This is a genomic window from Dawidia cretensis (assembly GCF_018598175.1).
GTDB lineage: Bacteria > Bacteroidota > Bacteroidia > Cytophagales > Cyclobacteriaceae > Ohtaekwangia > Ohtaekwangia cretensis.
The window spans coordinates 1-13,778 of the sequence record NZ_JAHESE010000051.1; the positions used below are offsets into that span (position 1 = coordinate 1).

General features: G+C 54.3%; 11 protein-coding genes. 6 read left to right on the forward strand and 5 right to left on the reverse strand.

The features are described 5' to 3' along the window. From KK062_RS27925 to dnaG, 5 genes are all read right to left on the reverse strand, one after another. Positions 1-714 (reverse strand): glutamine synthetase III domain-containing protein (locus KK062_RS27925; protein WP_254087683.1); only part of this gene is annotated, 714 nt, incomplete at its 3' end. A gap of 412 nt (positions 715-1,126) precedes the next feature. After that, the gene (surE, locus tag KK062_RS27930) at positions 1,127-1,975 is read right to left on the reverse strand and encodes a 5'/3'-nucleotidase SurE (protein WP_254087684.1); all 849 of its coding nucleotides are present in this window, start codon (positions 1,973-1,975) and stop codon (positions 1,127-1,129) included. Between the two features lie 17 nt (positions 1,976-1,992). Next, positions 1,993-2,667: a hypothetical protein gene (locus KK062_RS27935; protein ID WP_254087685.1), complete on the reverse strand. Its 675-nt coding sequence runs from the start codon at positions 2,665-2,667 to the stop codon at positions 1,993-1,995. Continuing rightward, positions 2,664-3,890 (reverse strand): bifunctional 3,4-dihydroxy-2-butanone-4-phosphate synthase/GTP cyclohydrolase II, encoded by a 1,227-nt coding sequence (locus KK062_RS27940; protein ID WP_254087686.1) that lies wholly within the window; start codon positions 3,888-3,890, stop codon positions 2,664-2,666. Before KK062_RS27940 ends, KK062_RS27935 begins: the two co-directional genes overlap by 4 nt. Before the next feature lie 54 nt (positions 3,891-3,944). Next, complete coding sequence (gene dnaG, locus KK062_RS27945) at positions 3,945-5,891, reverse strand: DNA primase (protein ID WP_254087687.1); 1,947 nt, start codon at positions 5,889-5,891, stop codon at positions 3,945-3,947. Between the two features lie 161 nt (positions 5,892-6,052). Between dnaG and KK062_RS27950 the strand changes: the two genes are divergently transcribed. The 6 genes from KK062_RS27950 to KK062_RS27975 all read left to right on the forward strand — a co-directional run bounded on the left by KK062_RS27950 (position 6,053) and on the right by KK062_RS27975 (position 13,778). Further along, positions 6,053-7,144, forward strand: a complete 1,092-nt coding sequence (locus KK062_RS27950) for an Mrp/NBP35 family ATP-binding protein (RefSeq protein ID WP_254087688.1) — start codon at positions 6,053-6,055, stop codon at positions 7,142-7,144. 52 nt (positions 7,145-7,196) lie between these two features. Continuing rightward, complete coding sequence (locus KK062_RS27955) at positions 7,197-7,457, forward strand: NifU family protein (protein ID WP_254087689.1); 261 nt, start codon at positions 7,197-7,199, stop codon at positions 7,455-7,457. 155 nt (positions 7,458-7,612) lie between these two features. Then, complete coding sequence (locus tag KK062_RS27960) at positions 7,613-9,784, forward strand: M43 family zinc metalloprotease (RefSeq protein WP_254087690.1); 2,172 nt, start codon at positions 7,613-7,615, stop codon at positions 9,782-9,784. Between the two features lie 101 nt (positions 9,785-9,885). Continuing rightward, positions 9,886-10,974, forward strand: coding sequence for a D-alanine--D-alanine ligase family protein (locus tag KK062_RS27965; RefSeq protein WP_254087691.1), 1,089 nt, complete (start codon positions 9,886-9,888; stop codon positions 10,972-10,974). 27 nt (positions 10,975-11,001) lie between these two features. Further along, a complete protein-coding gene (locus KK062_RS27970) occupies positions 11,002-11,790 on the forward strand; it encodes a PASTA domain-containing protein (RefSeq protein ID WP_254087692.1) in 789 nt (262 codons plus the stop codon). Positions 11,791-11,798: 8 nt separating this feature from the next. Then, the gene (locus KK062_RS27975) at positions 11,799-13,778 is read left to right on the forward strand and encodes a T9SS type A sorting domain-containing protein (RefSeq protein WP_254087693.1); all 1,980 of its coding nucleotides are present in this window, start codon (positions 11,799-11,801) and stop codon (positions 13,776-13,778) included.

Consider the following 13,778-nt stretch of genomic DNA (forward strand, 5'->3'; position numbering starts at 1 on the left):
ACCGAATACAGAGCGGCCGGCCATGACCAGGTCAGGACGTGCGTCGAAGAGCGCCTTGTCGACGGCGAAGTATTCTTGCTCGGCGCCGAGGGAGGCTACTACATGTTGTATGTCTTTGTCGAAGAGCTGGCATACTTTGGTAGCGGCCAGGTCAACGGCTTTGAGTGCTTTCAGAAGGGGTGCTTTGGTGTCGAGGGTCTCGCCCGTATACGAAACGAATACCGTCGGGATACACAGTGTCGCGCCGTATACAAACATCGGCGAGGTAGGATCCCACGCTGTGTAGCCACGTGCTTCGAACGTGCTGCGGATACCACCGCTCGGGAACGAGGAAGCATCGGGCTCTTGCTGTACCAGCTCGCTGCCTTTGAATTTTTCGATACCGGCCAGGGCATCGAAGAAGGAGTCGTGCTTCTCGGCCGTACCACCCGTCATCGGCTGGAACCAGTGTGTAAAGTGCGAAGCACCTTTTGCAACGGCCCATGCTTTGGCAGCAGAAGCCACCGCGTCAGCCGTTGTCTCGTCAATTTTTTCGTGGTTCTTAATTGCCTGGCTTACTTTCTTAAAAAGAGCCGGAGCCAGTGTGGCACGCATCTGCTCCATACCATATACGTTCTCGCCAAAGAATTTGGCAACGTTCGGGTTGGGCAGGTCAACATGCACCCGGGGGCGTTCGCTCAGTTTTTTCAGAGCTTCAAATCGTAAATGCGCCATAGGATGGTTGTAATAAGGTGGTTGTAAAATTGATCTACGGGGCCAAATCTATTTCATTTTTTTAACACCTGCCCTACAAACGATGGCAGAATTTTAACTTTTTGTTAAGAACACGTTTGCGACTAGTTAATTTTTAAGGCACCCCGGCGAAAATTATGAAGGTGTCAGACCGGCGCTTAAAAAGCTGTAAAAAAATATGGTTCAATCGTTAATGTGCGGAATATTTTATGGCGCATCAACGGAGAAAATGCGATAAACTTTGGAGAATATAGGGCGACGGAGAAGAAAGCAACTTACGAATTGATAACGGTGTCCGTTGGGCTTCGGCAGTCTGAAGACTGCAGACAGTTGTAGTCACAAGCCGCCCTCCCTTCGGTCGGAAGACCTTGCGCCAGCAATCGTAGTACAGAAGCTACCCGCGATCTTCCTTGCCGGGAATACGATATTCACTTACCTCGGTGTGGGTGCTGTCGGCGCGGTCGAGGATCGTCCACTGCTCGTTCAAAAGTGGTATGGTGGTGTGTGCCGTCAGGTCGAACTGGCAGGGTACTACAGACACATAATTGTTAGCAATAGCCCACTCGTCGTTGTCTTCGCCTTTGTCGAAGTTTACGAAGGCGCCGACCATCCAGAAGTAGCGGCGGCCGTTGGGGTCGAAACGCTGGTCGAACTCTTCCTCCCACTTGGCGTTGGCCTGCCGGCAGATGCGGATGCCTTGTATCGGGCCCTGACTGGCGGGCGGAAAGTTAACGTTTAAGGCTACACCTTTGGGCAGACCTTTGGCCAGTACCTCGCGGGTGATTTTTTCGATGTACGCTTCTGTATGCGAGAAGTCGGCGTCGTGTGAGTAGTCACACAGTGAGAAGCCAATCGCGGGCGTACCTTCAATGGCGCCTTCGATCGCGGCGGACATCGTACCGGAGTACAATACGCTGATGGAAGTATTGCTGCCGTGGTTAATGCCGCTGACAATAACGTCGGGTTGGCGCTTACCTTTCAATACAAAGTGGCGCGCCATCTTGACGCAATCGGCCGGTGTACCGGAGCATTCAAAGGCCTGGACGTTCTCAAAGATGAAGTTCTCTTCCAGGCGCAGCGACTCCCCTACCGTAATGGCGTGGCCCATACCGGACTGCGGACTGTCGGGGGCTACCACCAGCACGTCGCCGATTCTTTTCATGACATTGATCAGGGTCAGGATGCCTTTGGAAGTAATACCGTCGTCGTTGGAGACCAGAATAAGGGGCTTGGCGTTGCTCATGCGAAAGGTGTCATCGGCTAGGTGCCGTACAGTGAGTTGTAATAGGCTATAATCTTGGCAAAGTCGTACTTTTCGTCCACTTTTAGCCGGTTCGTCTTGATATATTTCTCCACGTCGTCTGCATTTTTGCCCATCAGGTCCAGCAGGTCGCGTCTGTCACCGGTAAACTCTTCGATCTTACCGTTGTCGTCCATGAAGAAATATTTATACACCAACACCAGGCGGGAGTACGAGCCTACATAGTACGGATTGGTATAGGTTCTATACTCAAGTGCTTCGCGCGACAGCAGCGTCATTTTGCCTTCTTCGAGCAGCTCAAAGAACACGGCCGACTTGTAGCCGGCGGGCGTATTAAAGGGCAATGCAAAGAACTGGCGGTAACGATGTATGGTGACATCAAAGATCTCAAAAAAGAGCACTTTGCGGGCGGAGTAGGCCACTACTTTCTGGCCGCTGGCGCCGTTGTACTGCAGCAGGTCTTGCTGCATATCGTATTTCACCAGGCCGCGCAGGGTATCCCCTTCCAGCAGCACGACCTTGCCTTCGTGCCACAGCTCGAACGGCCACTCCTGCGCCCGAACACCGGAGCAGGCACAAAATAACAGCAATACAGGAACGACCCGAAACAACCCGACGGCACGGGGTGCCGACTTTTTATGTGTGAGGCTGGCCGGTAATCGTTGTCCTATCATTTAGTTTTTGTTGTCCTCAATATAGTATGTCCGAGCTTATCGCGCTTCGTTAACAAATAACGTTCATTGTGCGGATTGGGTACAATTTCGATCGGAACATTATCCACAATTTCAAGACCGTAGCCCATTAGTCCAACCCTTTTCTTAGGATTATTTGTGATGAGCCGGATTTTGGAGAGGTTCAGGCTGCGAAGAATCTGAGCGCCAACGCCGTAGTCGCGTTCGTCCATGTCGAAGCCGAGCTGCAGGTTTGCCTCCACGGTGTCGAGCCCCTGCTCTTGCAGCTTGTAGGCCTTGAGCTTGTTCAGCAACCCGATGCCCCGTCCCTCTTGCTTCATGTACACGATCACGCCTTTTCCTTCTTGCTCGACAATTTCCATGGCGCGGTGAAGCTGCGGACCGCAGTCGCAGCGGCAGGAGCCAAAGATGTCGCCCGTCACGCAGGAGGAGTGTACGCGCACCAGCACGGGCTCGTCTTTGTCCCACGTGCCTTTGACCAGGGCCATGTGTACGTCGCCTGTATTGGTCTGCTCGAAGGCTACCAGGCGGAAGTGCCCGTGCTCGGTGGGCATGTCCACCTCGATCTCGCGGCGGATGAGCGACTCCTGTTGCAGGCGGTATTCAATCAGGTCTTTTATCGACACCAGTTTGAGCTTAAAACGCTCGGCCACCTTTACCAGGTCGGGCAGGCGCGCCATGGTGCCGTCTTCGTTCATGATCTCGACCAGTACCCCGGCCGGTTTAAACCCTGCCAGGCGGGCAAAGTCGATGGCCGCCTCTGTATGGCCACTGCGCCGCAGCACGCCGCCGCGCTTGGCTTTCAGCGGAAAGATGTGACCGGGCTTGCCCAGCTCTTCGGGTTTTGTCTCCGGGTCGACCAGGGCGCGGATGGTTTTAAAACGGTCATGGGCGGAAATGCCCGTGGTGCAACCGTGGCCGATCAGATCGATTGACACGGTAAAGGGTGTTTCGAAGGCGGCCGTGTTTTTGCCCACCATCAGGTCGAGCCCCAGCTCTTCACAGCGGTCTTCGATGAGCGGTGCGCAGATGAGCCCCCGGCCGTGGGTAGCCATAAAGTTTACGATTTCCGGCGTTACGCATTCGGCCGCGCAGATAAAGTCACCTTCGTTCTCACGATCCTCGTCGTCTACCACGATAATCACCTTCCCGTTCTTAATCTCTTCCAGTGCCTCTTCTATCGTGTTCAATTTTATCTGATTCATATAAAAATTCCGTACTTGTAGGTGGTGAACAAAAAATTATATAGGTCCGTTCCGTTATTTCGACACAACAATACCCAGGATGGCGGCGAGCTCTTGCTCAGCGCCTTTGAGCTGTATAAAAATGGTAAAGTGCTCTTCTTCCTCTTCCGGCGTGGTTGCTTGCTTCATTTCCTGCAATTTGCCTTCCATCATGCCCTGCACTTTATAGTATTTTAACCGAATGATACAGGAATATACCGCATCATGAACAATTTCCTTCTCTTCCGGAAAGTGGATTTTCTCGGCGCTCCACCCCTTGCTGGCTTCATAGCGGCGCGTTGTTAATTCCGCCACGATACTCTTTATGTCCATCGAACCATGTTCCATAAAGTGCATCTGATCGATGACCACGCCATTGCGGTAATTATCTAAAAAAGCAGTAAAAATCTCTTTGTAGATATAATTATCGAATTCGACGTCCTCCAGCTCAGCCACCATATAATCGATCACGCGTACGTCCGGCTCAAAGGCCTCTTCCGGATAGCATAACAGCAGCCGCACGGACTCGCGTTCCTGGCGTTCGATCTTGGCAGCAATGCTTCTGGTCGATACCGGCTCGTCTTCGCCGGGCACAAACACCGGCGGCGCATCGTCCGGGGGTGGTCCGGGCATATTCCGGTTCCTGCCTTTCTCGGCGGGCGCGGTTTTCTGCCGTTCGGTCAGGGTAATCTTGTTGAGCTCGGTCTGTAACACATCCTCCTGCATCTTCAGCAGGGTGCTCGTCTCTTGTATGTAGACCGACCGTTTGATGGGATCGGGTATGTGCGATATGCTGGTGACAATCTCGCGGATCGCTTCGGCGCGACGGATGGGATCGTGTCCCGACTCCTGCGCCAGCAGGTCGATCTTAAACGAGATAAAGTCCTTGGCGTGGTCTTTCAGGTACTGCTTCAGCTCGGTGGTGCCCATCTTGCGGGAGAAGCTGTCGGGGTCGTCGCCGTCGGGCAGCAGTACCACGCGCACGTTGAGGCCACCCTTCAGCACCAGGTCAATACCACGCAGGGCGGCTTTGATCCCGGCGGCGTCGCCGTCGAACATCACGGTGACGTTCTCGGTGAAACGGCGGATGAGCTTGATTTGCTCTTCGGTAAACGCGGTACCCGACGAGGCCACCACGTTGTCGATACCCGCCTGGTGCATGGAGATCACGTCGGTATACCCTTCTACGATGTAGCAGAAGTCCTCGCGGCGGATGGCGTTCTTCGCCTGGTACATACCATACAGCACATGGCTTTTGTGGTAGATATCTGTTTCCGGCGAGTTAATATACTTGGGCTGATCCTTGTCTTTGGTGAGTATGCGCGCGCCGAAGGCTATCACCTTACCCGAGAGGTTGTGCACCGGAAAGATGACGCGGCCGCGGAAGCGGTCGTAGAAACGGCCGTCGTCCCGCTTGACGATGAGGCCGGCTTTCGCCAGGAGGTCTTCGGTGTAGCCGATGCCGAGTGCTTTTTTGCTGAGGTGGTCCCAGGCGTCGAGTGTATAGCCCAGCTCGAACTTCTCGATGGTGCGGTCGTTGAAGCCGCGTTCGCGGAAGTAGCTCAAGCCGATGCCGCGGCCATCGTCGGTGTTAAACAACAGGTCCTTGAACTGGTCCTTGGCGTAGTTCATCAGCCCGTAGAGGCTGTCGCGTTCGGTGTATTGCGATTGCTCTTCGGCCGACCGTTGGTGGTCTTCCTTCAGGTCGATGCTGTAACGTTTGGCGAGGTAGCGAAGGGTCTCGACATAGCTCATGCCTTCGTGCTCCATGACGAAGGTGATGGCGTCGCCGCCTTTGCCGCTGCTGAAGTCTTTGAAGATGCCTTTGGAGGGAACGACGTAAAATGACGCGGTCTTTTCGTTCGAGAACGGGCTCAGGGCCTTGTAGTTCTGTCCCGAGCGCTTCAGGGTGACGAAATCGCCTACCACATCCACAATGTCCAGTCTGCTCCGGATTTCGTCTATCGTTTCACGGCTGATCATGCTGGGTCGGTTCGCTCCGGCCTGCGGGAAATTAGGTGAACCAAGGCCGGGTTCAAAGATACTAATCAATGATTCAAGGGGCGTCGGTCGGTGTAAACAATTTTCGTACTAATTTGCAGCGGTTTTGAGACTTTTTTGATGATTTAGCTGTTTCCACAGACATGAGTTTTTCCCAATCTGATATTTTAAAAGCCCTTTCGACGGTAGAGGATCCCGACCTGAAACGCGACCTGGTAACGCTGGGCATGATTAAAGACCTGAACGTGGATCCCCGCAAGGTGAGCTTCACGGTGGTCCTGACCACGCCGGCCTGTCCCTTAAAAGAGAAAATCCGCCAGGACTGTGTCGACGCCGTCGAAGCCGTGATTGGTCAGGGCGTTGCGCTCGACATTACCATGAGCTCGTCCGTCACGACGTTGCGCGACAATGCGCCGTTGCTGCCGGGGGTAAAAAATATCATTGCGGTGGCCTCCGGCAAAGGGGGCGTGGGTAAATCGACTGTTACCGCGAACCTGGCCGTATCGCTGGCCCGGGCGGGCGCCAAGGTAGGGCTGATCGATGCCGATATTTATGGCCCTTCGGTGCCCACCATGTTTAACTGCGAGCATGAACAGCCCGCTGTAAAACAGGTGAATGGCCGGAACATTATTATTCCCATTGAACAATACGGTGTGAAGCTGATCTCGATCGGCTTTCTGGCACCACCCGACAGCGCCGTGGTGTGGCGTGGCCCGATGGCCAGCTCGGCCCTGAAGCAATTTTTCAGCGACGCCGATTGGGGCGACCTGGACTACCTGCTGATCGACCTCCCTCCCGGCACCAGCGACATTCACCTGACCATGGTGCAGACGGTGCCGGTGACCGGTGCCGTGATCGTGACGACACCTCAAAAAGTGGCCCTCGCTGACGTTAAAAAGGGCATCGGCATGTTCAAGCAGCCTCAAATCAATGTGCCGATCCTGGGCATTGTTGAAAACATGGCCTACTTCACACCCGAAGAGCTTCCCGATAACAAGTATTATATTTTCGGAAAAGACGGCGGCAAGAACTTAGCGGCGCAATATCAGGTTCCTTTACTGGGGCAGATTCCCCTGGTGCAAAGCATCCGCGAAAGCGGCGACAGCGGCTTACCGGCCGCCTTGAAGGGAGGACCGATGGCGGAAGCCTTCCAGACACTGGCGGAGACGCTGGCCCGGCAAATCGCCATACGCAATGCGGGGCAGCCTACGGCGCTGACGGAAGTTGCAGGATAACCGCGCAGAAGTACTACCTTTACATCACCAAGCAGGCAGAACAAATTACCCGATGAATACCATTAGCGACCTCACCCAAAAGATTGAAGCTTCCCTGGACTCCATTCGCCCCTACCTGGAGGCGGACGGCGGCAACGTGAAGATCCACGAGATCACCGAAGACCATGTGGTTCGGTTGGAGTTTATGGGCGCCTGCGGCAGCTGCCCGATGTCTACCATGACCTTTAAGGCCGGTGTTGAAGAAGCGATCCGCAAGGCGGTGCCGGAAGTACGGTCGATCGAAGTGATCAACCTCACGGCCGTCGTACGCTGATCCTGCTTGTGTCTCGCGCAACCTTTCAGCCGTAGCGGAAAAGACGCCAGTCGTCTATATTTCCGGTGAACTATCCGGCTTCAGCATCGCCCATTCGGGTTACTCTTAGTATCTTGTAACCATTAACCATGGCACGCTGCTGAACGCTTAACTCTGTGAAGGCCTTATCTTTGTTACAATCCTGCTTCCGGTGGTCGACTTCGTTCGGTTGCCTGTTTTTTTTGTTCTTCTCGTTTGATCTTTCTGCGCAGCAACGTTGCGCCACGGTGGAGTATGAGCAGCAGTTGGTACTGGATAAAAAGCTGCCGGCGAAACGCGACTTCGAGTTGTGGCTTCACAACAAGATTGCCCGACATAGCGCCTTGCGCACGCAGGCCAGTACCTATCACATTCCTGTCGTGGTACACATCGTTCACAACGGCGAGGCCGTAGGAGTCGGTGGTAACATCTCCGACGACCAGGTACTCTCTCAAATCGCCGTCCTCAACAAAGATTACAATCGCCTGAATACCGATGCCGACCAGACGCCTTCCGACTTCGCCGGCGTCGCAGGAAGTATTGCTATTGAATTTGTATTAGCCCGTCAAACCCCGGCCGGTGGTCCTACCAACGGCATTGTGCGCGTAAAAGGCTCGAAAACTACCTGGTCCATCAACGACAACACCCAGCTCAAAGCGCAAAGCTATTGGCCTTCGGAAGACTATCTCAACATCTGGGTATGCCGCTTATCGGGATACCTGGGGTATGCGCAGTTTCCCATCTCTGATCTGGACGGTCTGGAAGACTACCAACAGGAACTAGCCGCCACCGACGGGGCGGTTTTCAGCTATAAAGACTTTGGCTCATCCTTCGAAGGCTATGGTACCTTTGCCGGGCTCGACACGAAGTATAACCGCGGCCGTACGGCCACACACGAGATCGGCCACTTTTTAGGACTGCGCCATATCTGGGGTGATATTGATAATTGTGCCGGTACCGACTATGTGGATGATACCCCCGCCCAACGTACGGAGACGTACGATTGTCCCAGCCATCCCCTGTCACCCGCAGGCAAGTGGTGTAACAGCAAAGCGCCTATGTTTCAAAACTACATGGACTATACCGACGATGCCTGCATGAACCTTTTTACGCAGGGGCAAATCGACCGCATGGTAACGGTGTTGGAAAACAGTCCGCGCCGGAAGTCCTTGCTTACCTCGCATGGGTTGATGCCGCACGATCCTGTTCCGAACGACGTCGCCATCACGTCCATCCTCGATTTGCCCGTCATCTCCTGCAACGCCTCCCCCACACCGACGCTGCGCGTGACTAATCTCGGTACGCTGCCGCTTACTTCTTTCAACCTGTCGTACACAGTCAATGATGGCACGCCGATCGTCCGATCATTTTCGGGCCTCGACCTGGCTAACGGAGAGCACCTGGACATAAACATCACGGGCATTGCCCTTTCCCGCCTGAAAAACGAACTATCTTTTGCCTTGACGGAGCCTAACGGTCTGGACGACGAAAGTCCCTTTGACAACGACCGGTCGCAGACAACCTATTGGGACGATACCCGCGGCAGCATACCGATGCAGGTAACGCTCGAGAACCAGGATTCGCTTCTCTGGACTTCCGTGAATCCAGTTAGCCAGCATGTGTGGGAACATGTTAAAACCAACAGCGGTAAAATCAATCTGACGAACGACAACCATGCGGTGTATTTCAACGGCTTCGACGACCCGCTGCTGTCGGACCAGGCATGGTATGTCAGCCCGGTGCTGGATTTTTCGCAGACCGCCAAGACCACGTTGTTTTTCGATTGGTCGTACCACCGCCGCCCGGGGTTCTCTGACAACGTGGTGGTCATGGCATCTTCAGACTGCGGCACGACCTTTACAACGGTATATACCCTGCCCTTAAACAGCAGCGATGGCCAAACGACTGAGTGGAAGCCCGCGGCGGCCGGTGACTGGACCCGCCAAGCCGTTAACCTGGATGCCTACGCAGGCCAGGAGCAAGTGCGCATAGCCTTTCTCTTTACCAACGGCAACGGCAATAACTTCTACCTCGACAACCTCAACTTCTTTGTGCCCCAGCCTTTCACGTTGTACCCCAATCCTGCCAGTGATAACTTTTACATTGCCTTTAACTTCCAGGAGGAGACCAGCGCCTCCATTGAAGTGATCGATGCCATGGGCAAGCTGATGCGCCAGGAGTCGTTGGGCGATGCCCGCAACCAGAACCACGCGGTACCCGTGGATGCTCTTCGGCCGGGCGTTTACGTCGTGCGTGTCCGTACGTCCACCCAAGTGTGGAGCACGCGTTTTGTGCGCAGCGGCCAATAATCCAATGCCCGGGTAAAAAGGCGAGAAAACTGCTGGTTCTGGCTTTCTGTGAGCCATTATGCGCAGGGTTTCATTATCTTTCGGCAATAAACATTTTTTGAATGCCTAAAAAGAAGAAAGTAGCCATTCTCTATGGCGGCCGGTCCGTTGAGCACGGCGTCTCCATCAATTCAGCCCGCAACATTTTTGAATTCATCGATAAGAACAAATACGAGCCGCTTCCCATCGGCATCAACCTCCAGGGGCAGTGGTTCCTGACACCCGGGGTCAGCAAAGACATCCAAAAGGACGGTCAGCCGTTGGCGCTTTCGCTGAACCCGGGCAAGCCGGAGTTTATCGTGCTGAAGACCGGCGAGCGTTTTCAGGCCGACATCGTGTTCCCGGTGCTGCACGGCACCGACGGCGAAGACGGCAGCATTCAGGGCCTGGTGAAAGCCATGGACCTTCCCATGGTCGGCACGGGTGTGACCGGCTCGGCCATGTCGATGAGCAAGATCGTTTCCAAACGCCTGCTGAAAGAAGCGGGGCTGCCGGTGACCGATTTTCTCACCTTCCGCTACGACGAGAAAGACAAGTTTACATTCAATAGCATTGCCAAAAAGCTGGGCGCACCTTTCATGGTAAAGGCTGCCAACCTGGGTTCGTCGGTGGGTGTGTCGAAAGTAAAGACGCGCAACGATTTTAAGAAAGCGCTGGACGATGCCTTCAAATATGACAACGAGGTGATTGTCGAAGAGTATATCACGGGTCGTGAGATCGAGTGCGCCATCCTGGGTAACTATCCGCCGGAAGCGTCTTACCCGGGTGAGGTGGTGATCAGCGACAAGTACGAGTTCTATACCTTCGACGCCAAGTACGTGGATCCGGATGCTGTGCGCATCGATGTGCCTGCCAAGCTTTCGAAGCCTGTGGCCGAAAAGATCCGCAAGGCTTCTGTGAAAGCTTTTGAGGCCCTGAACTGCGAGGACTTCTCGCGCGTAGACCTGTTCCTCGACAAAAAAGGTAAGGTATATGTCAACGAGATCAACACGATCCCGGGCTTTACCAACTCCAGCATGTACCCGGTGATGTGGAAAGAGCGCGGCGTGAGCTTCGCGAAGCTCATTACCCGCTTGCTGACACTGGCGCAAGAACGGTACGATCGCGGCAAACGCATTGAACGCGATTTTAAATCGTCGCTCAAGTTCTAGTCGCCGTTTATTTATATTCCTGCATACATGAATTTCATCTATAAAAAGTACGGTCGCAACACCCTGGGGGGCATTTTGATCAGCATCCTGCTGGCGCTGATCATTATCGTGGTGCTGATCGTTATATTTTTCTTCAGCTATCTGCCCCGTGCCACCAACCACGGCGAGACCATTACGGTGCCTAACATCGAAGGGATGCAGATCAACCAACTGGACGATTTCCTGGGGTCAAAAGATCTGCGGTTTGAAGTGAACGATTCGTCGTATTCGTCGGAGCATCCGCCGCTGGCTGTATTAAAACAATACCCCCATGCCGGCGCCAAGGTGAAGGAAGGTCGCAAGATCTTTATCTCGGTGAACCGTATCAATCCACCTACCGTGCCGGTTCCCAACCTGGTGGACGGCTCGGTCGTCAATGCCAAGGCTGTACTACAAAGCAATGAGCTGAAGCTCGGCCGCATTGTAGAGGTGCCGGGACCTTTTAACGTCGTACAGGAAATGAAGTACAAAGGCACGCACATCGAGCCGAACGTACGGGTGCCCAAGGGGTCGGTGATCGACCTGGTGGTGATGAGCGGGCACGGTAGCAGCAGCTTTGATGTTACCGACCTGGTCGGCCAGGAGTTTGAGGATGCTAAATTCTACATTCTCGGCGCCAACCTGAACCTGGATGTTGAGCTTGTCGGGGACACTGTCGGTACTACGCCGGTTGTGCTGAAACAAAAACCCGAGGGGTTGGAAAAGGTTAAGGTAGGTGACATCGTTACTGTATGGATAGGCAAAGCCGGAACTGAACCGCCTGAAGACGACGATTAAGATTAGATATGATCAAACGATGTACCATATTCCCACGGCCTGAGCGGCCTTTTAGCGTCCCGGGCGCGGGCCTGACCCTGCTGTTGGTATGTTTGCTCACCACCGCGTCCGTGGCCCAGCTTACTCGCGGGCCGTTGCCCCGTGCGCCACGCCAGCAGCGGCAGGGTGCCCGGGTGTCGCCGCAAGTGCTAGAAACGCGCTCGCTACCCTTCTGGGAGGACTTCTCGTTTACGGTCATCAACGACACGAGTCACTACGAATACATTTCGGACTACCCGCTCGACTCCATGTGGTACAACAGCAAGAGTGTCCTGATCAGCAACGGGGGCTGGAACGCGCCGAGCGTGAACGTCGCTACCCTGGATGGTCTTGATTTGCTGGGCATCCCCTACTCCAACGACAATATGCTGAATGGTTTTCGCGACACGCTTATGTCGCATGCCTTCGAGATGACCGCCGTGCCCGAAGCGCAACGCAACACCGTGTTTTTAAGCTTCTTTTACCAGTGGCAGGGACATGGGGAGCCGCCCGATCCCAACGACTACCTGCAGCTGCAATTCCTAAACAACGACAGTATCTGGGAAAACGTCATGCGCATCCTGCCGAAGGAGTCCTTTCAACCGGATGTGTTCTACGACACCATTATCCCGATCTCCGCAGCGAAGTATTACCACGACGAGTTTCAATTTCGCTTCCTGAACTATGGCCGCAAGTCCGGTCCGTTTGATACCTGGAACATCGACTATATCTACCTCAATAAAAACCGTGCGTTAAACGACAACTCGTTTCCCGAACGGGCCATTGCTTCGCCGGCGACACAACTGTTTGGTCAGTACTATGCCATGCCGATCCAGCATTTCCGGGAGTATGATAAGACCATTGGTCCGGTACAGTTCGACGTCAAGAACATGAAGAACCAGGCCAACGCGATCTCCATCAGCTACGTGGTGAACGGTACGTTCTCGAATTATAGCGAAGGCGCGACCACGCCGTATAGCACACTCGTGGGCCAGGCTACCATCAAAGGCGAGCTCGGTGGGTTTATGGATCCTTTTGAGCGGGTGCGTGTCAATGTGCCCTACGAGAATCTGCCCGATACGACCAACACCAGCATGTTCGACCCGGCCGCCGACTCGATCCGGATCAAGCTCACCCTGAGTGTGACGGGTGATACCGACGACCCGCAAGCGCCGAGCTTTGCACCGGTAGACTTTACCTCCAACGATACCCTATCCGTTGTTTATTGGCTGAAAGACTATTATGCCTACGACGATGGTACGGCGGAATATTCCGCCCGCATGGCGTCGCCTGAAAACAAGGTAGCCTATGCGTTTGACCTGGCACCCGGCCAGACCGATACACTGGCGGGCTTCTATGCCTACTTTCCCGTCGCCGGGCTGACAGGCAACCGCTCGGCAGATTTTACGATTTACGGTGAGACCGACGGCTTACCCGACAACAACAAGGTATTGTACGCCATCACCGGCAAAAGCATTCAACGCCGGGATGTAAACCAATTTCAACGGATCGATATACCCGAGGTCGTCCTGGTCCGCGACCGCTTTTACATAGCGTTTGGCAATTCCGCCGCCAGCATCGGCCTCGACGTCAGCCAGGACACCCACGATAAGATCTTTGACTACGTCAATCAGATTTGGGAACCCAACGATCGCATCACCGGAAGCCTCATGATCCGTCCTATTTTTGGTAAAGGCTCTGGTGAAAATCCGGTTACGGGCATCGACCCCGAAGAGACGGCTACGCCGGTACATTGTTATCCGAACCCCAGCAACGGTTCATTCTACATCGACAGCCGCCACCACGAGGTTATGCGCGTGATCAGCATCACCGGCCAGCCCATCAGCTTTGAAACGGAAGTCAAAGGCGACGGCCAGCAGGTTACGTTACGCCAGCCGGTGCCGGGCCTGTATATTCTCCAGCTTCGCCACGGCGATAGCTTCTGGTCTCATAAGATTTTAGTGCGTTAA